The organism is Streptomyces musisoli (assembly GCF_016741855.1).
Classification (GTDB): domain Bacteria; phylum Actinomycetota; class Actinomycetes; order Streptomycetales; family Streptomycetaceae; genus Streptomyces; species Streptomyces musisoli.
The window spans coordinates 62,835-84,931 of record NZ_JAERRH010000007.1; the positions used below are offsets into that span (position 1 = coordinate 62,835).

The window sequence follows — 22,097 nt, forward strand, 5'->3', positions numbered from 1 at the left end:
GTGCGTGTGCTGTTCGTGACGGCGGTCCTTCCGTCGCACTACTTCGTCATGGCGCCCTTCGCCTGGGCGCTGCGGGCCGCGGGCCACGAGGTGTGCGTGGCGGCCCAGCCGGAACTCGTGGAGACCGTGGCCCGCTCGGGGCTGCCCGTGGTCCCGGTGGGCGGCGAGGCCGACTTCGCCGCCCGCTACCGCGACCGGACCGCCGGCCGCCCCGCCGGGGCCGGCGCCCGGCCCGGCGACCCCAAGGCGCTGTTCTGCACGGTCGCCGACGGCATGGCCGACGACCTGGTGGCCTTCGCCCGCCGGTGGCGGCCGGACGCCGTGGTGTGGGAGCCGACGACGCTCGCCGGCCCGCTCGCGGCCGCCGCCTGCGGCGCCGTCTCGCTGCGCTACCTGTGGGGGCCGGACATCGTGGGCCGCGGCATCGGCCGGCACAACCTGCCGCCGCAGTTCGCCGAGCTGTTCGCGCGCTTCGGGATCGACGTGGACGACATCCCGGAGTGGTGGAACATCGACGCCTGCCCCGACGACCTCCAGGTCACGGGCAACACCCAGCGCGTACCGGTGCGGTACGTGCCCTACAGCAACTCCCAGCACGTGCCCGACTGGTTCCTGCGCCGGGACGGCCGCAAGCGGGTGTGCGTCACCCTCGGCATCACCATGACGGAGGTGGCGGGCGGGAAGTCCTTCTTCGCGCCGCGCGTCCTGGACGCCCTCGCCGAGCTGGACATCGACCTGGTGACCGCCGTCGTACCCACCCAGCGGCCGCTGCTGGAGGGCCGGGTGCCCGACGGCGTCCGGGTCGCCGAGGACGGCGCCCTGCACATGCTGCTGCCCTCCTGCGACCTGGTGATCCACCACGGCGGCGTGGGCTCCATGCTGACCGCCGCGCTGTACGGCCTGCCGCAGCTGACGATCACCCAGATGCCGGACCAGAGCTTCTACTCCGGCTACCTCGCCGGGACCGGCGCGAGCGTGCACCTCACCGGCGACGAGGCCGACCCGGAGACGCTGCGCTCCGTCGTGCGCCGGCTCCTGGACGACCCGTCCTACCGCCGGGCCGCCGACGGCATCCGTACGGCGATGCTGTCCCGCCCGACCCCGCAGCAGATCGTCCCGACGGTGGAGCGCCTGGTCGCCGCCGCGCGGGGCGCCGCCCCCACCCGCACCTGTGCCCCCGAACAAGGAGCAGCCTGATGACGGACGTGTCCTCTCCCGCCCCCGGGCACCCGGCCGCACCCGGACCGGACCCGGCCCCGCCCGGCGGGCTCGGCTTCGGACTGTTCTTCTTCGCGGCCGTCGGCGACGCGGCCACCGAGGCCTACCGGCTGCTCCTGGCGAGCGCCCAGCGCGCCGACGCGCTCGGCTTCGACTTCGTCTCCACCCCCGAGCGCCACTTCCACCGCTTCGGCGGCGCCTTCCCCAACCCGGCCGTCACCTCCGCGGCGCTGGCCGCGGTGACCCGGCGGGTCCAACTGCGGGCCGGCAGCGTGGTCACGCCGCTGCACCATCCGGCGCGGATCGTCGAGGACTTCGCGGTCGTGGACGGCATCTCCGGCGGCCGGGCCGCGATCTGCGTCGGCTCCGGCTGGAACGTCAACGACTTCGTGCTCGCACCCGACGCCTACGCCACCCGCCGCGAACGCGTCGTCGAGGACATCGCCGCCATCCGCGGCGCCTGGACCTCGGGCCGCTGGACGGGACGCGGCCCCGGCGGCGACGAGGTCCGACTGGACCTGTTCCCGCGCCCCGTCCAGCGCGAACTCCCCGTGTGGATCACGGCATCCCGCAGCGAGGAGACCTTCCGGCAGGCGGGCCGGCTCGGGACCAACGTCCTGACCCACCTGGAGAACCAGGACCTCGACGCGCTCGCCGGCAAGATCGACGTCTACCGTCGCGCCCGCGCCGAGGCGGGCTTCGACGCGGGCCGCGTCACCGTCATGATGCACACCTACGTCGCCGACACCGACGAGGAGGCACAGGCCGTGGCGGTGCCGTGGCTGAAGCGGTACCTGCTCACCGCGATCGACCTGGAGGCGCGGGCGGTCGGCGCGGGCGGCTCGATGAGCGGCGGCCGGCAGGGCCGTGACTTCATGACCCGGCAGGAGGCGCGCGAGCGGCTCGCCGGACTCGGGGTCAACCGCTACCTCGACGGCACCTCGCTCATCGGATCGGTCGAGCGGTGCGCCGGTGTCGCCGCCCGGGTACGGGCCGCGGGCGTGGACGAGATCGCCTGCCTGGTGGACTTCGTGGGCGACACGGACACCGTGCTCGGCGGCCTGGACCGGCTGAACGCGGTACGGGAACGCAGCGGCGCGCCGGCGGCAGTGGGCGCCGGCGTGTGACGGACCGCCGTACCGCGACGACCGAGGGCGTCCCCGGAGGATCCGGGGACGCCCTCGGTCCGTGTCCCGTCCCCCGTCAGCCCTTCGCGCGGCGGCGACGGCGCAGCAGCAGTCCCGCGCCGAGCGCGGCACCGGCCAGGGTGGGCAGTCCGTGGATGTCACGGAAGGCCGTGTCCACGACCGCTCCGGCCAGCACCGCCGCCCCCCATATCCGCACCCGGTTGAGCAGCGGCCGGGGCCAGCCGCGGTCCTGCGCCTCCAGGAACAGCCAGGACACCAGCCCGCCGGCCAGCCCCAGCACGGCGATGGAGTTGCCCGCGCCGTGCGGCTGCCACAGGTAGCCGGCGAACTCGCCGGCGGCCGCGGGCACCAGGTACAGCGCGAGCATGCCCCGGGCGCCGAAGATCCGCTCGACGGGGACGCCGAGGGCCGCGACGGCGGGCACGGTCACCAGGGCCTGCCAGCCGGGGGACTGCACGAGCAGCGGGGACAGGGTCCGCCACCACTCGCCCGACGCCAGCGCGTCGGGGTCGCGGCGCAGCGCCTCCAGCACGTCGGGGAACGGGAACTGGGCCGCGGTCACCGCCCCGGTGACCAGCAGCACGGACGCCGTCGCCGGCGGCACGCGCCACCGGCGGGAGCCGGGCCGGGAGGCCGGGGGCGGGATCCGCTCGTCGTGCCGTGCGCCGGTCACCATGCCCAACTCCTGTCTGCGCCGCGGTCGTCGCTGCCGTCCGGGCGGAACCCGGCCGGCCCGCCCATGCATCCCACACCTCGCTCGAGGCCCGCTCGAGCGTCCCGCCGGAGGCTACCGCGAGCCGTCGCGGGCACACAGCGGCGCATGCCTGCTCAGCTCCCGGACCCGGGACGGGAGGCGACCAGGATGCGCAGGGGCAGGCCCGGCCGGGCGTGCAGTTCGGTCTCGGTGAGCCCCGCCGCGGCCAGCATCCCGCGGTGCGCGTCCGACGAGTGCATCTCGCCGCCCCGCGTCCAGGACAGCATCAGCAGGCCCAGCAGGTGGGCGTGCGGTTCGTCCGCCGCGGGCTGGTCGCCGGTGGTGAAGCCCATGACGACCAGCCGGCCGTCCGGAGCGAGGGCCCCGGCCAGCCTGCGCACCAGCGCGGCGGCCCGCTCGGGCGGGAAGTGGAACAGCACGTTGCCGAGCACGATCAGGTCGTAGGTCCGGGTGAGCGGAACGTCGAAGGCGTCGCCCGGCAGCATCTCCACCCGGTCGCGCACACCGAGGCGTTCGGCGTGCCGGCCGGCCACCTCCAGCACCGTCGGCCAGTCCTGCGAGCCGACGCGGGCCTGCGGCAGCCGCTGGGCGAGGACGTAACCGGCCAGGCCGTGGCCGCAGCCGACGTCCAGCACGTTCAGCTCCGTACGCGGGCGGGCCCAGGAGTCGAGGACGTCCGCCAGCAGCTCGGCCGCGCGCAGCGTGCCGAACGTGGTGTGGGTGGCGAAGTCCGTCCAGTACGGGAAGTCGGGCGCGAGCGCGTCGACACCCGGCACCGGGGTCCCCTCGCGCACGGTCCGCGCCAGCTGCCCCAGCGCCTCCCACTCGCCCTGGCTGGACGCCACCGCGGCGATGCCGCCGCAGTACCGGGGACTGTCACTGACCAGCAACTCCTGTCCGCCTGGGACCAGTTCGTAGCGGCCGCCCCGCTCGTCGAGCAGGCGCAGCGCGGTCAGCGCGCCCAGCAGCAGGCGGGTGCCGCGCGGATCGGCGCCCAGCCGGGCCGCCACCTCCGCCGCGTCCGCCGGCCCCTTGGCCAGCGCGTCGAAGACACCCAGCTCGACGGCGGCGCGCAGCACGGCGGTCGCCTTGAAGCCGGCCATCATCTCGAACAGCCTCTGCGGTGTCAGGGGCTGGGGTGTGCTGTCGGCCTCGGTCACGCTCGCTCCTTCCACGGGCCGCCCCCTGGGGCGGCCGCCGGCGGTTTCCGGGCGCCAGCGTGGCCGGGCCCGCTTCAGCACCGCTCCACTGCGGCTCGAACCGGGACGGCGGACCGGCCGGGCCTCCACCCCTCCTCGAGGCGGGCGCGCGACGCTGGCCCGCCGACCCGGTTGTGTGCAGGAGGCCGCCCATGCGTGTGCTGTTCACCGTCTCGGCCTGGAAAGGCCACTGGTATCCCCTGGTGCCGCTCGGCTGGGCGCTCCAGGCATCGGGACACGAGGTGCGGGTGGCGTGCGCCCCCTCGCAGAGCGAGGACGTCGCACGGGCGGGACTCACCCCCGTACCCGTGCTCGGCGAGCTGGACATGGTCTTCCTGGCCCGCCTCCAGAACGTGTGGAACGCGCAGGCGGGCCGCTGGCCGTATGCCGGACTGCCGCCGCACCCGGTGACCGGCGCGCCCCTGCGGTCGCTGTCGGAGTTCTCGTTCGCCGAGTTCGCCCGGGAGAGCGGCGTACGTCTCGCGGCCCCCACCCGGGTGAGCCACGACGCGGCCGTCGGCCTGGCCCGCCGCTGGCGGCCCGACCTGGTGGTGCACGAACTGCTGAGCATGGAGGGCCTGCTGGCCGCCCGGGTCCTCGGGGTGCCGGCGGTGCTGCACCTGTGGGGGCCGGCCGGTACCCACGAGGACGAGCCCGGTCTGCGGCTCCGCCCGGAGGACCCCACCGGCTCCTTCGCCCGGTACGGGGTCGGCGAACTCGGCCCGGACCTGGTGGAACACGTCATCGACCCGTGCCCCGGGGCGCTGCGCCCGCGGACGTCGGCACGGCGGCTGCCGATGCGGTACGTCCCCTACAACGGCCCCGGCCACAGCGGACCCGGTCACGGCCCCGGCCATGGCGGCCCCGGTCTCGGCGGCCCCGGCCACGGCGGCCCCGGTCTCGACGGCTCCCTCGCCGGCCCTATCACCGCGTCGGCCGGGGAGCCGGGCGGCGCGGCGCGGCCGCGGGTCTCGGCCGGCGCGGCGCGGCCGCGGGTCTGTGTCGTGTGGGGGAACTCGGTCGCCCGGATGGTGGGCCCGCAGGCCGCCGTCCTGCCGACGGTGGTGGAGGCCGTCGCCGGGCTCGACGCGGAGGTGGTGGTCACCGCCAACGCCGCGGACGCCGCCGCGCTCGGCCCGCTGCTGCCGAACGTACGGGTCCTGCGCGATCAGCCGCTGCACCAGGTGCTGCCCGGCTGTGCCGCGGTCGTGCACCACGGCGGGGCCGGCGTGCTGATGACGGCGCTGGCCGCGGGTGTGCCGCAACTGGCGCTGCCCTGCGCGATGGACCAGTTCCTCAACGCCCGGCGGCTGGCCGGCTCCGGGGCCGGTCTGGCCGTACCCGCCCACGAGGCCGGCGTGGCGCGGATCCGGGAGGCCGTCACGGCACTGCTGGGGCGGCCCGCCCACCGCACGGCCGCCGAGGAGTTGCGCCGGGAGATCGCGGCGCTGCCGTCCCCGCTGCGGCTGGTCGAGGACCTGGAGAAGCTGGCCGCCCGCTGACGGAGAACGCGACCCGCCGGCCGGCAGACGCGGCCCGCGGCGGAAAACGCCGAGGGCCCGCCCCCTGTGGGGCGGGCCCTTCGTCGTGTGCGGGGTTCAAACCCGGATCTCGTCGCGCCGGTACAGCCACGCGGCGAGTGCGGCGAACAGCGCCAGATAGCCGCCGAGCACGGCCAGGTCCGACAGGTGCGGCCAGTGCCCGAGCTGGGTGCTGTGCCCGAGTTCGGCCAGGTGGTAGGTCGGGGTCAGCTCGGCCACGATCCGCAGCCACGACGGGAAGATCTCCACCGGCCAGAACAGGCCGCCCACCATGGAGAAGCCCATGTTCACCACCATCAGCCCGATGGTGATCGAGGTGGTGGAGAACATGTAGCCCAGCATGACGCTCAGCGCGCAGAAGACGAGGCTGCCGAGCCAGACGGCGCAGCCGGAGGCGAGCCACAGCGCGGCGGACATGCGGACGTGGTTGAACACCGCGCCGAACAGGAAGATCGTCAGGGTGGCGGCGAGGCTGACCGCCGCCGCCGTGAGGACCTTCACCGTGATGTACAGGCCGCTGGACATCGAGGTGAGCCGCAGCTGGCGGGTCCAGCCCACCTCGCGCTCGGCGGCGATGCGCGGGCCGCCGGTGTTCAGGGACGCGCCGATCGCGCTGAACACCGCCATGGACACCAGCAGGTACTTGGCGGTCGAGGTGCCGCCGAGGGTGTGGCCCTGTCCCCGGGCGGACGACAGGTAGATGATGATCGGCATTCCGACGGTGAACAGGACGAAACGCCAGTCGCGCAGGGCGCGCTTTATCTCCAGCTCCAGCATGACGGTCAACGTGCCGGCTCCTTCTCGCGCGACTCGCTCGGTTCCTCGGTCAGGCTCAGGTACGCCTGTTCCAGCCCCAGCCCGGTGATCTCCAGGTTCCGGAAGGGCGGCCCGTCCAGCACCAGGCCCCGGACGGTGGCGTCGGAGTCGGTGCTGCGCAGCACCACGGACTCGCCGTGGACGTGTGCGTCCAGGACGCCCGGCAGGGAACGCAGTGCCGTGTGTTCGGCGCCGGACGCGGTGAAGGCGATCCGGCGCAGCCCGGCCCGTGCCTTCATCTCGGCCGGCGTGGAGTCGGCGAGCAGCCGGCCCTCGTGCATCACCAGGATGCGGTCGGCGGCGCTGTCCGCCTCCTCCATGTAGTGCGTGGCGAACAGCAGCGTGCGCCCGGCCCGGGTCTGGGCCCGCATGGTCTGCCAGAACCGGTGGCGGGCCGACACGTCCATGCCGGCGGTGGGCTCGTCCAGCACGATCAGTTCGGGGTCCTCGACGATGGCGAGGGCGAACCGCAGGCGCTGCCGCTGACCGCCCGACAGCTTGTCCACCCGGTGGCGGGCGATGTCCTCGATGTCGGCCTGCCGCATGATCTCGTCGACCGGCAGCGGGTGCCGGGCCAGCCGGTGCACCAGGCGGATCACGTCCCGGACCCTGACCTCCGGCATCATGCCGCCGGTCTGGAGCATGGCGCCGACCCGCCCGGAGCGGATGGCGTCGGCGGGCCGCTGCCCGAACAGCCGGACCTCACCGGAGTCGGGCCGCACCAGGCCGAGCAGCATGTCCAGGGTGGTCGACTTGCCGGCGCCGTTGGGGCCGAGCAGACCGATGGTCTGGCCCGGCTCGACCGTGAAGGAGAGCCCGGTCACGGCGTGCACGTCGCCGTAGCTCTTCGACACGCCCGTCAGACTGATCGCGGCGGCCGGCGCGGGACGCACGGCCGTCGTCGGCGGGCTCCCGTGGACGGTTGGCATCGGAATCGGTGTTCCTTTCGTCGGTGCCGCCCTCACGGCACGGGGTGGGGGGTCGAGGGGTGGGGGGTCGAGGGGTGGGGGGTCGAGGGGTGCGGTCGGTCGCCGGAGGCGGGGCCCGCGGCCCACGCGGGACGCCGCAGGATCTCCACCACGGCGCCCGACCAGGTGAAGCCGGCGCCCACGCCCAGCAGCAGGCAGCGGTCGCCGGGGCCGACGGCACCGGTGTCCACGAGCCGGCCGAGACTGGCGAACTGGTCGCCCGCGCCGAGGTGGCCCACGCCGCGGAACCAGGACCAGGCGGTGCGGTCCGGGTCGATGCCGTACGGGGCGAGGTAGTTGGCCGCCAGCCGACGGCGTCCGAAGTGGGGGAGGACGAACCAGTCGATGTCGTCGAGCTTGACGTCGGCGTCGGCGAGCGCCCCCTCCAGGGCCTCGCGCTGCCCGCGCGCGCTGCGGGCGACGGTCTCGCTCATGCTCGCCGAGGACAGGTAGCCCTTCTGGCACGCCTTCACGTCCAGCGGGCTGCGGACGGAGAACGGCGCCGGGCCGAAGGGGTCGTCGCCGCGGTGCATGGCCTCCAGCGACGGGTCGGAGACCGTGACCAGGCTGCGCAGGCGGGCGTAGCCGTCCTCGTTGGACAGCACCAGGGCGGCGCCGCCGTCCCCGAACACGCTGCCCGGGTCGCTGAACCAGCGGTCGATGCCCGGCAGGCAGAAGCGGTCCGCTGCGACGGTGAGCACCGCCGAGGGGCCCGGGGCCGCGGTGAGGTGGGTGGCGGCGAGTTCCAGGGCCGCCATGCCGCCGTTGGACATCTGGTGGAGCTCGATCGCCTGGGACCGGCCGCCGCCGAGCGCGGCGCGCTGGACGTAGGAGGCCGGGGCCCACATGTCGTGGCCCTGGTAGTAGACGTTGGCGTAGAGCAGGAGCCGCACGGTGGCGGCCGGCAGCCCGGAGCGCTCGAGCGCCTGCCGGGCGGCCCGGGCGGCCATCTCGGGGGCGGGCTCCTCGGTGGAGACGGTGGCGGCGACGAACTCGGTGCGGGCCACGTCCCGTTCGCGGCACAGCCCTTGCGCCGCGGCGTCGCCGACCGGGAGAGGACGCGGCAGCCAGGTGCCGTTGCCTGCGACATACACCGCCTCGTACTTCATGGAAGGGACCTTTCGGTTGCGGTCTGCTGCGGGGCGGGCCGGCCGGGTCGGGGGCCGGACGACCCGGGGGCCGGACGGGTTCCTGGGGCTGGGGGTGCGGGCAGGCGCCTGGGGCTGGGCGGACGCGGGTGCGGGCGGGCGTCTGGGGCCGGGCGGACGCGGGGGCGGGCGGGTGCTTACGGACCAGGCGGACGCGGGCGGGGGCGGGGGGCGGATGCCCAGGGCCCGGCGGCCCGGGGGCGGGCGGACGCCCAGGATCGGTCGGGCCCCAGGGCCGGGCGGACGCCCAGGATCGGTCGGGCCCCAGGGCCGGGCGGACGCCCAGGATCGGTCGGGCCCCAGGGCCGGGCGGACGCCCAGGATCCGTCGGGCCCCAGGGGCGGGCGGGCGCCTAGGGGCGGGCGGGCTCCTGGGACCGGGCGGCTGTGGGCGGTTGGGGCAGGCGGGAGCCGGCGACCGCGTCGGGCGGGAAGCAGGCCGCGAGCCGCTCGGCGTGCGCGGGGCCGAGCCGCTCGGCGGCGGCCGCGATGTTCTCCAGCAGGTGCGCGCGGCGCCTGGTGCCGGGGATGGCGACGATGTCGTCGCCGCGGCCGAGCACCCAGGCCAGCGCGAGCCGGGCCGGCGGGATGCCGCTCTCGGCGGCGATCCGGGCCGCGTCGACGAGCAGACCGGTGTTGCGCGCCAGGTTCTCCGGGCTGAACCGGGGGTGGTTGCGGCGGTAGTCGCGCGCCCCGAGCGAGGCGGCGTCCACGGTGCCGGTGAGGAAGCCGCGGCCGAGCGGGCTGCACGCGACGAGGCCGACGCCCAGTTCACGGGCGGCCGGCAGCACGGTGTCCTCCACATCACGGGACCACAGCGAGTACTCGGTGGCGACGGCCGCCACAGGATGCACGGCGTGCGCGCGGCGCAGGACGCCGGCGGAGACCTCGGACAGGCCGATGTGGCCGATCTTCCCCTCGGCGACCAGCTCGGCGAGGGCTCCCACGCTCTCCTCCACCGGCACCGCGGGGTCGACGCGGGCCAGGTAGTACAGGTCGATGCGGTCCGTGCCCAGCCGGGCCAGGGAGGCCTCGCAGGCGCGCCGCAGATACGCCGGCGAGCCGTCGAAGCCGGTCGGGCGCCCGGGGCCCGAGAACACGGCGCCCCCTCGGGTGGCGATCACCGCCCGGTCGCGTACGCCGGCCAGCGCGCGGCCGAGCAGCGTCTCCACGCCGCCGCCGCCGTAGAAGTCGGCCGTGTCGAGGAGCGTGACGCCGCGCTCCAGCGCCTCGCGCACGAGCGCGACGGCGGCGTCCTCGTCGACGGGGCCGTAGCCGCCGGTCAGGCCGAGGCAGCCCAGCCCGACGGCGGAGACCTCGGGGCCGGCCGCGCCCAGCTTCCTGATGTCCATGTGGTCCTTCCCCTGAGCCACCCGACGGTCCCCGGCCCACACCGGAGACCGGTCACGACGTGACCGCGGCCAGGATGGCGACGCCACCTAGAGCACCGGTGGACCCCCGGATTCCGGCCCCGCCCGCCACCCGGCCCCACCGGATTCCGGACCCCCACCCCCGCACCCCCTCCACCCCCACCCCCCTCCACCCGGTCCACCGGGGCTCCAGTGGCCTTGGAGGGCGGCGGCCGAGGGTGCCGTCGGTGGTGAGGCGGGACGTGACCGCCCCCGAGGACCCCCTGATCGAGAGGACTGCCGTGTCGAAGCCGGAATCCCATGTCGTCGAGCGGAGCATCACGGTCCGGGCGCCCGCCGACGCCGTCTACCAGCTGGTCGTCGATGTGGAGCGCTGGCCGCAGCTCATCCGCTCGGTGGCCCACATCGAGCGCACGGCGCACGGCGCCGCGTCGGACGAGGTCCGGGTGTGGGCCGTGCGCGGCCACGACCAGGCCGCCTCCTGGACGTCGTACCGCGACCTGGACCACGAGGCACGCACCGTCGCCTTCCGCAACGACCCGCCGGCCGGGCCCACCGCCTCCTCGGGCGGCGAGTGGCGGGTGCGCGAAGGCGCCGACGGCACCAGCGAACTGACCGTGCGTCACACCTTCGTACTGGCCGACGGTGTCCCCGCGGCCGCCGCCGCCGAGGTGTCGGCCGGCGTCGGACAGCACGCGGAGGCCCAGCTCGGCGAGCTGGCGTACGCCGCCGAGCACCGCGAGGAACTGGCGGAGCTGACCATCTCCTTCGAGGACCCGCTGTTCATCGGCGGCACCGCGGAGGACTCGTACGCGCTGCTGTACCGCGCACGGGAGTGGCCCGACCGCTTCCCGCACGTCACCCGGATCGACATGACCGAGGACGAGCGCGGCATCCAGTTCTTCGACATGGACACCCTCACGCCCGACGGCCGGGCCCACACCACGCGTTCGGTGCGGGTCTGCATGCCCCACCACAAGATCGTGTACAAGCAGATCAGCCTGGCTCCGCTGCTGACCGCCCACACCGGGCACTGGCTGTTCACCGAGACGCCCGAGGGTGTCGTCGCCTCCGCCCGGCACACCGCGACCATCAACCCGGACGCGCTCGACCTGCTGTTCCCGGGCGCGACCGTGCAGGACGCCCGCGCGTACCTGCGCAAGGCGCTCAGCGCCAACAGCGTGAGCAACCTGCGCTTCGCCAAGGAGTACGCCGAGGAGCTGGCGGAGCGCCGGGCCCGGGAGCGGGCCGAGTCCCGCGCACGGGAGACGGCCCGTGCGTGACGCGACCGGTACCGGCCACCGGCGCAAGCCGCTGGACCTGCCGGACCTGACGCTCGGGGAGCTGCCGCGCCGGGCGGCGAGGAACTGGCCGGCGCGGACCGCCCTGCGCCACGGCACGCGGGCCCTGACGTTCGCGGAGCTGGACGCGGCGACCGACCGCTGTGCCGCCGCCGTCCGGCAGGCCGTGGGCACCGGCGCCACCGTCGGCGCGGCCACCGTGCTCGCACCGGTCTTCGCGAGCCTGTACTACGGCACCGCCCGCAGCGGGAACACCGTGGTGACCCTGAACCCGCTGGTGCGGGGCGAGGCACTGCGGCACGTCCTCGCGGCGTCCCGCGCCCGGCTCGCCTTCCTCACCGGCGAGATGTGGGAGCGGCTCGCGCCCTTCCGGGACGAACTGCCCGACCTCGCCACCGTCGTCGTACTCGACCGCCCGCCGGCCGGTGCGCCGGCCGGGACCGTCGCGCTGGAGACGCTGCTCGCCGGCGCCCCCGCGGACGGCACCGCGGACGAGCCGGCCGATCCCGGCACCACCGCCTGCGTGCACTTCACCAGCGGCACCACGGGCGCCCCCAAGGCGGTGCCGCTCACCCACCGCAACCTCACGGTGAACGCCGCCCAGACCGCCCAGGCCCAGGGCCTCGACGCCACGTCGGTCACGCTCAACCAGCTGCCGCTGTTCCACCTCATGCACCTGAACTCGGCGCTGTGGGCCGGAGCCACGCAGGTCCTGTGCCCCGACGGCGACGCGGCGGCCGCCGTGGCCGAAGCCGACCGGTACGAGGCCACGCACTGGTTCAGCATCCCGATGCGGCTCGCCCGGCTCGCGGCCGACCCGAGGCTGCCCGAGCTGAAGCCCCGTACGGTCCGCGGCATCTTCTGCGGCGGCTCCGCGCTGCCCGCCGGGCCGGCCCGGGTGCTGTCCGCGGCGTTCGGGATCCCGGTGGTGCAGGGCTACGGCCTCGCCGAGGCCTCGCCCACCGTCACCCTCGACCTGCCCGCCCGGCCCAGGCCCGGTTCGTGCGGTCCGCCGGTCGCCGGGACCGAGTGCCGCGTCGTGGACCTGGCCACGCGCCGGGTCCTCGGCGCCGGAGAGCGCGGCGAGATCCAGATCCGCGGCCCGCAGCTGATGCGCGGCTACCTCGGCCCGGACGGACGGCAGGGCTTCGACGAGGAGGGCTGGTTCTCCACCGGGGACGTCGGCCACCTCGACGAGGACGGCTACCTGTTCGTCGCGGACCGGCTGGGCGACGTCTTCAAGTGCGACAACGAGATCGTCGCCCCCACCGAGGTGGAGGCCGTCCTCGCCCGGCACCCGGCGGTCGCCGACTGTGTCGTCTTCGGCCACCCGGACGAGTTCAGCGGTGCCGTCGCCCACGCCCTCGTCGTACCGCGCGCACCGGAGAGCGAGGACGCCGCGGCCCTGGCGGCCCGCATCGCCGAGGAGGTCAACGCCGACCTCGCCCCCTTCCAGCAGATCCACTACATCGACGCGGTGCCCGCCCTGCCGCGCGGCCCCGGCGGCAAGATCCAGCGCCGTCTGCTGCGCGCGACGGCCCTCGGCACCTGACCCCGTACCCACGCACAGAAGGACAGGACATGGCCACGCTCATCAACGAACTCAAGGTCATCGGCGACGTCGAGGACTTCGAGCGCATCACCGCCGGCATCACCGAGTACATGCAGCAGCAGCCCGGCTACGTCAGCCACCGCATGCTGCGCTCCCTGCGCCGTCCCGGCGTCTTCGTGGAGATCGCCGAGTGGGAGAAGCCCGAGGACCACGTCCGCGCCGTGCAGAGCGAGGGCTTCCGCAGCCGCGTCCAGCAGCTGGCCGGCGTCATCGAGAAGCCGACCCCCGACCTGTACGAGCTGATCCACGAGAGCACCGCCGCCCACGCGGCCTGACCACCCGTACCCGTACCCCCGCCGCCCAGGCCCCCGGCGCTCGCCGCGGGGCCGGGGCAGACGGAAGGAGGCATGAGGACTGTGCGAGAACCCATCGAGGTGCTCGTCGTCGGCGCCGGGCCGGTCGGGCTGACCACGGCCTACGAACTCACCCGGCGGGGTGTCCGGGTGCGTCTCGTGGACGCGGCCGCCGGCCCGGCCGCGACCAGCCGCGCCATCGCCACGCATCCGCGGACGCTGGAGACGTACGACCAGATCGGGCTGCTGGACGCCGTCCTCGCCCGGGCCCGGCGCATCACCGCGTTCACCCTGTTCCAGAACGGCCGCCGGCTCGCCCGGCTCGACGCCGACTACAGCGCCAGCCCCACCCGGTTCCCCTTCACGGTGACCATCGAACAGGTCGCCACCGAGGAGGTGCTGCGCGAGGCGCTCGCCGGTCTCGGCGTCCACGTGGAATGGGGCGTGCGCCTGGAGAACTTCGGCCAGGACCCGGAAGGGGTCACCGCCACCCTCCGCACCGCGGACGGCGGCACCGAGGCCGTCCGCGTCCCCTGGCTGGTCGGCACCGACGGCGGACACAGCACGGTCCGCAAGGTGCTGGGTCTGCCGCTCGTCGGCGAGTCCAACGAGACCTGGCTGCTCGCCGACGCGGCGGTGGACACCGAACTGCCGCCCAACAGCATCTACTTGATCCGCGTCGACGGCGGCACCCTGATGATGGCGCCGATGCCGAGGGAGCGCCGCTGGCGCATGCTCGACACGGTCGACGTCAGCTACGGCGGCGACGACGCGGCGGTCGCCGAGCGGTTCTCGCGCAAGCTCACCGCCGGGCTCGGCCACGAGGTCCGCGTGCACTCCCCGCGCTGGGTGTCGGTGTTCACCGCGCAGCAGCGCATGGTGCCGGACATGCGGGCGGGCCGGGTCTTCGTCGCCGGGGACGCCGCCCATGTGCACAGCCCCGCCTCCGGGCAGGGCATGAACACCGGGATCCAGGAGGCCTACAACCTCGCCTGGAAACTGGCGCTGGTGGTGCACGGCCACGCCCGCGAGGAGCTGCTCGACACCTACGCCGCCGAGCGGGTGCCGGTCGGCCGGACCCTGCTCAGCTCCACCAAGCGCGCCACCCAGCTGGTCGCCCTGAAGAACGCGCTGGCCTCGGTGGCGCTGCCGGTCGTCTTCACCGCGGCCCGGCTGCTGCCGCCGCTGCGCAGGAAGATGCAGCGCACCGCGCTCGGCCGGGTGTCGGGGCTCGACCTCCGCTACGCCGACAGCCCGTTGACGTCCGCCCAGGACGCGTCCGGCCCCGGACCCCGGCCCGGGGAACGGATCGGCCAGGTGCTGCCGGAGCGGGCGGCGAGCGCCGGCTGGACGGCACTCGCCGGTGAACTGCGCGATCCGCGCTGGACCCTGCTGTCCTTCGGCGACGGCCCGGCGGTGCGCCGGGCGGCCGACCGGTACCGGCAGTGGCTGTCCGTGCGAACGGTCACCGCGTCCGCTGCGGCTGCGGCTGCGGCTGACGTGTCCGCCGTGACGGACGGGCCGGGCGCCGGTGCGCCGCTCGCCGGACCGGGGCCGGTGCCGTCCGCCGAGCCGGGGCAGGCGGTGCCCGACATCCCGGTGCCGCTCGCCGACCCCGGGCAGGTGCTGCGCACCGACCTGGGCGCGGCCCCCGGCTCGTGGCTGCTGATCAGGCCGGACGGCTATCTGGCCGCCCGCGGGACCTCGCTCGCCGACCCGGCCGCGCTCGCGGCCCTCGCCCGGGCGAGGGGCGAAGAACCCGCCCCGCCGGCCCCCCTCACCCTTGCGACCGCTCAGGAGGAACTGTGACCACGGCACTCGCGCCGCGGGCGGCGGAGGCCGCCACGCTGGGACTGGACGGGCGCGTCGCGCTGGTCACCGGGGGCACCCGGGGCCTGGGCCGGGCCGTCGCCCGCAAGCTGTGCGCCTCCGGCTGCGACGTGTACCTCAACTACGCCGGCAGCGACGCGGACGCCGAGGAGGCGGTCGCCGCGCTGAGCGGACTGAAGGGCACCGCCGTCGCGGTGAAGGGGGACATCACCCGCCCCGAGACGCTGCCCGCCCTGCTCGACCGGATCACCGAGCGCCACGGCCGCCTGGACATCCTCGTCCACAACGCGGCGTCCTTCCATCCGGCGCAGACGCTGTCCGCCTCGGTCCCGGACGTCCACCAGGACATCGCGGCGGCCGTCGACCCGCTGCTGCACTCCGCGGCGCGGCTGGCCGAGGCGATGGCCGGCGGTCCCGGCCGTGTCGTCGCCGTCTCCAGCCTGGGCGCGCAGGCGGTCGTACCCCGCTACGTCGGCCTGGGCCTGGCCAAGGCCGCGCTGGAGAGCCTGGTCCGCTACCTGGCCGCCGAACTGGCGCCGCGGGGCATCGCGGTGAACGCGGTGAGCACGGCCAAGCTCGACAAGGGCGGCCCGGCGGCCGTCAACCCCGAGGCCGCCCGCGCGCTCGCCGCGCGCACCCCGGCCGGCCGGCTGACCCGGCCCGAGGACCTGGCCGACGCGGTGGCACTGCTGTGCACGGACGAGGCGGCCTGGATCCACGGCCAGGTGATCACCGTGGACGGCGGCTCCCGGCTGCGGGCCTGACCTCGACCGCCCGCACCACCCGGCCCCTGCGAAGCGCCCGGACCGGCCCGCGGGGCCCGACCGAAGCGGCCGGCCCCGTACCGGCCGACCCGACCGTACGGCCCGCGCGGTCCGACCGGACCGCGTGGACCGGACCGACGACTAAGGATGCGAAGAGCACCGTGACCGACATCAGGACCGACGTGTGCATCGTCGGCGGCGGTCCCGCCGGGCTCACCCTTGCGCTGCTGCTGCTCAGATCAGGGGTGCGGGTGACCGTGGTGGAGAAGGCCCGCGGCCTCGACCGCGAGTACCGCGGGGAGATCCTCCAGCCCGGCGGGCTCGCCCTGCTGGACCGGCTCGGCGTGCTGGAGGACGCCCGCGACCGGGGAGCCTTCGAGCTCACCCGGTTCCGGCTGACCGATCCCCGCCGGGTGCTCATGGACTTCGACTACCGGCGCCTGCCCGCCCCGTACGACCACCTGCTCAGCCTTCCCCAGCGCCATCTGCTCGAGGCGCTGCTGTCCCGGTGCGAGCGGTTCGAGGAGTTCCGCCAGCTGCCGGGGCACGGCGTCGCGCGTCTGATCGAGGACGGCGGTGCCGTGCGCGGGGTGACCACCAAGAGCCGCGACGGCGCCCGCACGGTGACGGCCCGGGTCGTCGTGGGCGCCGACGGCCGCTACTCCAAGACCCGCGCCCTGGCCGGCATCACCAACCGCCGCCACGACGTGTTCGACATGGACGTGCTGTGGTTCAAGCTGTCGGCCGACCCCACCGGAGTCGTCCGCATCCACCGCGGCGCGGGCGGCCCCGTCATCGCCTACGACTCCCACCCGGGCAGCGTCCAGATCGGCTGGACCCTGCCGCACCACAGCTACCGGGAGATCGCCGCCCTCGGCATCGAGCACGTGCGGGAGCAGGTGGCCCGCTCGCTGCCCGAGTACGCGGACCGGATCCGCGCCTCGGTGGGCGCGCTGACGGACCTGACGCTGCTGGACGTCTTCGCCGCCCGCGCCGAGCGCTGGGTGCGCGACGGGCTGGTGCTGATCGGCGACGCCGCCCACACCCACAGCCCGCTGGGCGCGCAGGGCATCAACCTCGCCATCCAGGACGCGGCGGCCCTGCACCCCGTCCTGGTCGGCGCACTGGGCCGGGGCACCGGCCCGGTCGGGTCCGGCCCGCTCGCCGCCTACGAGCAAGAGCGCTCGCCGGACATCGACGCCGTCATGCGGTTCCAGGTGATGCAGAGCAAGGGCATGTTCGCCGAGAGCCGCCTCGCCGCCACCGTCCGCCCCCGGATCGCCAAGGCCGTCAGCCGCACCCCGCTGGGCCGCAAGATCACCCGCCGGATCGCCTACGGCAACCCCGCCATCCAGGTCCGCGAGGACCTCTTCGTCTGACCCCGACCACCGTCAGGCCCTCCGACCACCCGTCAAGCCGCCGAACCACGGAGAGAACATGCGGTACATCGACCTGTCGACCCCGATCGACGCCTCCCAGTGGGAGCCGGAGCCCGTCTCCCACGAGATCGTGACCCCGGCCGAGGGGGCACAGCAGATGGCCAGGGAGATGCGGGAGAACTTCAACCTGGAGTTCGACCCCGCCGAACTCCCCGACGGCGAGCTGCTGTCCATCGACAACCTCACGCTCAACAGCCACACCGGCACGCACATCGACGCCCCCTCCCACTACGGATCCCGGGCGAACTACGGTGACGGCCGTCCCCGCAACATCGACGAGATGCCGCTGGACTGGTTCTTCCGGCCCGCGTTCGTGCTCGACCTCACCGACGCCGGCGTGGGCACCGTCGACGCGTCGGTGATCGAGAAGGAGCTGGACCGGATCGGCTACCAGCCGCAGCCGTACGACATCGCGCTCATCAACAGCGGCGCCTGGCGCAACGTCGGCACGATGCAGTACTTCACCGACTTCGTCGGCCTGGACGCCTCGGCGACCGAGTTCCTGCTCGACCTCGGGGTGAAGGTCATCGGCACCGACGCCTTCAGCCTCGACGCCCCCTTCGGTCACATCCTGAGCACCTACGCCCAGACCAAGGACAAGAGCGTGCTGTGGCCGGCCCACTTCGCGGGCCGTGACCGCGAGTACTGCCAGATCGAGCGCCTGGCCAACCTCGACCGGCTGCCGCGGCCGTACGGCTTCAAGCTGTCCGCCTTCCCCATCAAGATCACCGGCGCGGGCGCGGGCTGGACCCGCGCGGTCGCCCTCGTCGACGACGAGGACTGACGGCCCGCACCGCCCGGAACGAGCCGGGGCCGGTCCGCGGACCGGCCCCGGCTCGTTCCCTGCCCCTTTCCCGCACCCATCCGCCCACGGCAACCCGACAAGGAGCCACCACGATGACCACGCTCACCGCGACCGCACCGGCCGTCGACCCGTCCCTCTTCGCCCAGCTCTACGCCGAGGTGCAGCAGTTCTACGCCCACCACTTCCACCTCCTGGACGCCGGCGCCGCCGAGGAGTGGGCCGCCACCTTCACCGAGGACGGCTTCTTCCACCCGGAGACGCTGCCCGTGCCGGTGTCCGGCCGTGCGGCCCTGGCCGCGGGGGTCCGGCGCACCCACGACGAGCTGGCGGCCGAGGGCGTGCAGCGCCGGCACTGGCACGGCATGGTGTCCGTCGTGCCGCGCGAGGGCGCCGAGGTACTCGACGTGCGCTGCTACGCGCTGATATTCAGCACCCCCCGGGGCGGCTCCGCCGCGCTGCGCATGACGTGCGTGTGCGAGGACGTGCTGGTCCGCGTCGACGGCGCCTGGCAGGTCAAGGAGCGCCGCGTCACCCGCGACGACCAGCCGGCCGGCTGACCGCGGCCGCCGCACGACACACCAGCGCCCCCGGCGGACATCCGCCGGGGGCGCTGGTGTGTCGGGGTCAGGCCGTCTCAGCCGAGCACGCGGCGCCGGAAGTTGCGCAGCGCCAGGCCGCCCAGCAGCACGACACCGCCGGCCTCCGCGAGCAGGAACGCCCACACGGGCATGTGCCCGACCTCCGGGGTGAGCGAGGCGCGCAGCCCCTCGCCCATGTACACCACGGGGTTGAGCAGCGTCAGGTACTGGAGCCAGGGCACCGCCTTCAGGGCCGACCAGGGGAAGTACACGCAGCCGAGCACGGTCAGCGGCGTGATCACGGCCGCGAACAGGTGCTGCACCTTCTGCACGTCGAACAGCGTGCCCAGCAGCAGCCCGGTGCAGGCGGCGAGCAGGCAGGCGAGGCCGAAGGTGGTGACGAACAGCGGCCAGTCGTGGACGTGCACGTCCGGGGCCTGCCCGCCGGCGTGCACGAGCAGCACCACGGGGAACACCACCAGGCCCGCCAGCATCGCCTGGATGGCGGCGGACACGATCTTCTGCGCGGCGATCACCCACAGCGGCACCGGCGCCAGCGCCCGGTCCTCCATCTGCTTGGTGTACGTCAGCTCCATCAGCAGCGGGATCATCACCGCGGTGATGCCCTGCACGGCGATGGTGATGGCCACCAGGCCCGGCACCAGCACCGTGGTGAACTTCGGGGCGCCCGGCTGGTCCCCGCCGAAGCCGCCGGCCAGCCCGATCTTCGGCAGGACGTAGGCGAACCCGAAGGTGAACGCGAGCGGCTGCATCACGGCACGCAGCACCAGCGAGCCCAACTGCCGCCGGGTGACCCGCAGATCACGGCTGAGCAGCGCGGCGAAGGTGTGCAGCCCGGTCGACAGCCGCCCGCTGCGCGCGGGCGTCGCCGTCGCGGTGGGGGAAGCGATGGTCGTGGTCATTCCCGGTACTCCCGTCCGGTCAGGTTGAGGAAGGCGGTCTCGAGGCTCGGCGGCAGCGTCGCGGCGTTGCGCACGGACAGGCCGTGGTCGCGTCCGACGGAGATCAGCTCGCCGAGCAGGCCGTCGGCGGGGGCCGTGGCGTGCACCCGCAGATCGCGGCCGTCCGCCTCGGCACGCTGCACGCCGTCCAGCTTCCCGGCGATCTGCGCCGCCGCGTCGGCCGGTTCGTCGAAGGAGACCGTGATGACGGTCTCGGCACCGGCACTGGCCTTGATGCCGTCGACGGTGCCGCAGGTGAGGACCTTGCCGTGGTCGACCACGGCGATCCGGTCGCACAGCTCCTCGGCCTCTTCGAGGTAGTGCGTGGTGAGCACGATGGTCTGCCCGGCCGCGTTCAGCTCCCGGAGCAGCTCCCACAGGTTGCGCCGCGCCTGCGGGTCGATCGCGGCCGTGGGCTCGTCCAGGAACAGGATGTCCGGCCGGTGCATCAGCGCGCGGCAGACCATGGCCCGCTTGGACTGACCGCCCGAGACATGGTCGTCGAGCCGGCCGGCCACCTCCGCGAGCCCGAACCGCTCCAGCAGCTCCATGGCCCGGCCGCGGGACTCCTTGGTGCTCATCCCGAAGAAGCGGCCGCGGAACTCCAGGTTCTCCAGCAGGCTGACCGCCCGGTCCATGGTGTTGGCCTGGGTGACCACACCGATGTGCCGGCGGACGTCCACGGCCTGTGCCGTCACGTCGAACCCGGCGACCTCCGCGCTGCCGCGCGTCGGCACGATCCGTGTGGTGAGCATCCCCAGCGTGGTGGATTTCCCGGCTCCGTTCGGCCCGAGGAGCCCGAAGAACTCGCCCTGCCGCACCTCCAGGTCCAGCCCGTCCACGGCGTGCACGGGCCGGCCGCCGCTGGTGTACGTCTTGTGTAGTCCTGTCGTGCGGATGGCCGCGTCCGTCATGGCGGCGTCCTCCTTCGGGTGCGACTGCGCCGGTCTGGGCCGAGGCTGGGTCCGGGCAGTAGAGACCCGCTCCAGCAGGCCTGGAGCCGACGGCCCCTCACCCGGCGCGGTCGAGGAGGGTTCGACACAGGATCGAGCCCGGCCCGGGAGCATCCCCCCGCCGAGCGGGGCCGGCCCGCGGCTGACGGAGAGGTCTCACCATGCGTGTGTTGTTCACGGTGTCCGACTGGTCGGCGCACTACGCGCCGATGATCCCCCTGGGCTGGGCGCTGCAGGCGGCCGGTCACGAGGTACGGGTCCTGTGCACGCCCGCGCAGGCCGAGCCGGTCTCCCGGGCCGGGCTGACCCCGGTGCCGCTGCTGGGCGGGCTCGACATGGTCACCCAGACGAGGCTGCTGTACTTCTGGGACGCGCAGGCCGGCCGGCGCCCCTACCCGGGCCTGCCGCTGCACCCGGTCACCGGCGAGGAGCTGGCCTCGCTGGACGACTTCGACTTCCCCGCCTGGGCCCGGGAGAACAAGCGGGAGATCGCCACCGCGGTCAAGGGCAACTACGAGGGGACGCTGGACTTCGCCCGCCGCTGGGGCGCCGATCTCGTCGTCCACGACCCGCTGGCCGTGGAGGGCCTGCTGGCCGCGAAGGTCACCGGGGTGCCCGCGGTGCTGCACGCCTGGGGCCCGGTCGGCACCGACGAGGAGGAGCCGGCGCTGCGGCTGCTGCCCGAGGACCCCGCGGGCTTCTTCCCCCGCCACGGCGTCGGCGCGCTGGGCCCCGACCTGATCGAGCACGTCGTCGACCCGTGCCCGGGCGACCTGCGGCTGCCCACCCGCGCCCACCGGCTCCCGGTGCGCTACACGCCGTACAACGGGCCCGGTGAGATGCCGGCCTGGGTGCTCGAGCAGCCGGACCGGCCCCGGGTCTGTGTCATCTGGGGCAATTCGCTGACCCGGATGTTCGGGCCGCGGTCGTTCATCGTGCCCGAGGTCGTCGCCGCGCTCGGTGAGCTGGACGTCGAGGTCGTCCTGACGGGCACCCCGCAGGACATCGCCGCGCTCGGTGAACTGCCCGCCAACGTACGGGCCTTCGAGCGCTTCCCGCTCCAGTTCCTGCTGCCGACCTGCGCGGCGGTGGTGCACCACGGCGGGGCCGGCTGCACGATGACCTCCGTCGCGGCCGGCGTCCCGCAGCTGGCGCTGACCTTCGCGGCCGAGCAGCAGGCCAACGGCACCCGGGTGGCGGCCGCCGGTGCCGGACTGCACCTGCGCGGCGACCTCGCCGACCGCGACACGGTGCGCTCGCTGGTACGGCGGCTGCTGGACGAGCCGTCCTTCGCGAAGGCCGCGCTGCACCTGCGCGAGGAGAACCGGGAGCGGCCCACGCAGGCCGCGCTCGTCCGTGAGCTGGAGCGCCTCGTCGCCGACCGCACGGCCGGCCGCGCCGCCTGAGCGCCGGCCGCGGTCCCCGCCCACCGATCACG

20 protein-coding genes are annotated in these 22,097 nt (G+C 74.7%); 12 read left to right on the top strand and 8 right to left on the bottom strand.

All coding sequences use genetic code 11. The features are described from left to right. Together JK361_RS19945 and JK361_RS19950 are read left to right on the top strand one after the other, a co-directional pair. Complete coding sequence (locus JK361_RS19945) at window positions 1-1,197, top strand: nucleotide disphospho-sugar-binding domain-containing protein (RefSeq protein WP_201820096.1); 1,197 nt, start codon at window positions 1-3, stop codon at window positions 1,195-1,197. Further along, window positions 1,197-2,345, top strand: coding sequence for a MupA/Atu3671 family FMN-dependent luciferase-like monooxygenase (locus JK361_RS19950; RefSeq protein WP_201820098.1), 1,149 nt, complete (start codon window positions 1,197-1,199; stop codon window positions 2,343-2,345). The genes JK361_RS19945 and JK361_RS19950 overlap by 1 nt, the downstream gene beginning before the upstream one ends. 76 nt (window positions 2,346-2,421) lie before the next feature. Here the strand turns inward: JK361_RS19950 and JK361_RS19955 are convergent, their stop codons facing one another. Both JK361_RS19955 and JK361_RS19960 read right to left on the bottom strand, forming a co-directional pair. Then, window positions 2,422-3,042, bottom strand: coding sequence for a rhomboid family intramembrane serine protease (locus JK361_RS19955; RefSeq protein ID WP_201820107.1), 621 nt, complete (start codon window positions 3,040-3,042; stop codon window positions 2,422-2,424). A gap of 152 nt (window positions 3,043-3,194) precedes the next feature. After that, a complete protein-coding gene (locus JK361_RS19960) occupies window positions 3,195-4,241 on the bottom strand; it encodes a class I SAM-dependent methyltransferase (protein ID WP_201820110.1) in 1,047 nt (348 codons plus the stop codon). A gap of 191 nt (window positions 4,242-4,432) precedes the next feature. On the opposite strand from JK361_RS19960, the gene JK361_RS19965 reads away from it, so the two are divergent. After that, entirely contained in the window at window positions 4,433-5,782 is a 1,350-nt protein-coding gene (locus JK361_RS19965; RefSeq protein ID WP_201820114.1) for a nucleotide disphospho-sugar-binding domain-containing protein, read from the top strand. Between the two features lie 96 nt (window positions 5,783-5,878). Here the strand turns inward: JK361_RS19965 and JK361_RS19970 are convergent, their stop codons facing one another. From JK361_RS19970 to JK361_RS19985, 4 genes are all read right to left on the bottom strand, one after another. After that, window positions 5,879-6,598, bottom strand: coding sequence for an ABC transporter permease (locus tag JK361_RS19970; protein WP_236053308.1), 720 nt, complete (start codon window positions 6,596-6,598; stop codon window positions 5,879-5,881). Between the two features lie 5 nt (window positions 6,599-6,603). Beyond that, on the bottom strand, window positions 6,604-7,566 hold the full coding sequence (locus JK361_RS19975) for an ABC transporter ATP-binding protein (RefSeq protein ID WP_201820120.1): 963 nt from the start codon (window positions 7,564-7,566) through the stop codon (window positions 6,604-6,606). Window positions 7,567-7,598: 32 nt separating this feature from the next. Beyond that, window positions 7,599-8,714 (bottom strand): ketoacyl-ACP synthase III family protein, encoded by a 1,116-nt coding sequence (locus tag JK361_RS19980; RefSeq protein ID WP_201820122.1) that lies wholly within the window; start codon window positions 8,712-8,714, stop codon window positions 7,599-7,601. A 391-nt stretch (window positions 8,715-9,105) separates the two neighbouring features. Beyond that, window positions 9,106-10,104, bottom strand: a complete 999-nt coding sequence (locus JK361_RS19985) for an aldo/keto reductase (protein WP_201820124.1) — start codon at window positions 10,102-10,104, stop codon at window positions 9,106-9,108. Between the two features lie 260 nt (window positions 10,105-10,364). On the opposite strand from JK361_RS19985, the gene JK361_RS19990 reads away from it, so the two are divergent. The 8 genes from JK361_RS19990 (at window position 10,365) to JK361_RS20025 (ending at window position 18,723) form a co-directional block, all read left to right on the top strand. Next, window positions 10,365-11,405: an aromatase/cyclase gene (locus JK361_RS19990; RefSeq protein ID WP_201820126.1), complete on the top strand. Its 1,041-nt coding sequence runs from the start codon at window positions 10,365-10,367 to the stop codon at window positions 11,403-11,405. Beyond that, window positions 11,398-12,975 carry a class I adenylate-forming enzyme family protein gene (locus JK361_RS19995; RefSeq protein ID WP_307787285.1) on the top strand — a complete coding sequence of 526 codons (1,578 nt, stop codon included), beginning with the start codon at window positions 11,398-11,400 and terminating at the stop codon, window positions 12,973-12,975. Before JK361_RS19990 ends, JK361_RS19995 begins: the two co-directional genes overlap by 8 nt. A gap of 29 nt (window positions 12,976-13,004) precedes the next feature. After that, window positions 13,005-13,310 (top strand): antibiotic biosynthesis monooxygenase family protein, encoded by a 306-nt coding sequence (locus tag JK361_RS20000; protein ID WP_201820128.1) that lies wholly within the window; start codon window positions 13,005-13,007, stop codon window positions 13,308-13,310. 72 nt (window positions 13,311-13,382) lie between these two features. Next, window positions 13,383-15,137, top strand: a complete 1,755-nt coding sequence (locus JK361_RS20005; protein WP_201820130.1) for an FAD-dependent oxidoreductase — start codon at window positions 13,383-13,385, stop codon at window positions 15,135-15,137. Then, the gene (locus JK361_RS20010) at window positions 15,134-15,922 is read left to right on the top strand and encodes an SDR family oxidoreductase (protein WP_201820132.1); all 789 of its coding nucleotides are present in this window, start codon (window positions 15,134-15,136) and stop codon (window positions 15,920-15,922) included. The genes JK361_RS20005 and JK361_RS20010 overlap by 4 nt, the downstream gene beginning before the upstream one ends. 161 nt (window positions 15,923-16,083) lie before the next feature. Further along, on the top strand, window positions 16,084-17,301 hold the full coding sequence (locus JK361_RS20015) for an FAD-dependent monooxygenase (RefSeq protein ID WP_201820134.1): 1,218 nt from the start codon (window positions 16,084-16,086) through the stop codon (window positions 17,299-17,301). 58 nt (window positions 17,302-17,359) lie between these two features. Beyond that, window positions 17,360-18,145 carry a cyclase family protein gene (locus JK361_RS20020; protein WP_201820136.1) on the top strand — a complete coding sequence of 262 codons (786 nt, stop codon included), beginning with the start codon at window positions 17,360-17,362 and terminating at the stop codon, window positions 18,143-18,145. Between the two features lie 113 nt (window positions 18,146-18,258). Then, window positions 18,259-18,723 (top strand): nuclear transport factor 2 family protein, encoded by a 465-nt coding sequence (locus JK361_RS20025; protein ID WP_201820140.1) that lies wholly within the window; start codon window positions 18,259-18,261, stop codon window positions 18,721-18,723. A gap of 77 nt (window positions 18,724-18,800) precedes the next feature. On the opposite strand, the gene JK361_RS20030 is transcribed toward JK361_RS20025, so the two are convergent. After that, a complete protein-coding gene (locus JK361_RS20030) occupies window positions 18,801-19,667 on the bottom strand; it encodes an ABC transporter permease (RefSeq protein ID WP_201820143.1) in 867 nt (288 codons plus the stop codon). Beyond that, window positions 19,664-20,620, bottom strand: a complete 957-nt coding sequence (locus tag JK361_RS20035) for an ABC transporter ATP-binding protein (RefSeq protein WP_201820146.1) — start codon at window positions 20,618-20,620, stop codon at window positions 19,664-19,666. Before JK361_RS20035 ends, JK361_RS20030 begins: the two co-directional genes overlap by 4 nt. A gap of 200 nt (window positions 20,621-20,820) precedes the next feature. On the opposite strand from JK361_RS20035, the gene JK361_RS20040 reads away from it, so the two are divergent. After that, window positions 20,821-22,065 (top strand): nucleotide disphospho-sugar-binding domain-containing protein, encoded by a 1,245-nt coding sequence (locus JK361_RS20040; RefSeq protein WP_201820149.1) that lies wholly within the window; start codon window positions 20,821-20,823, stop codon window positions 22,063-22,065. The last annotated feature ends 32 nt before the right edge of the window (window positions 22,066-22,097 follow it).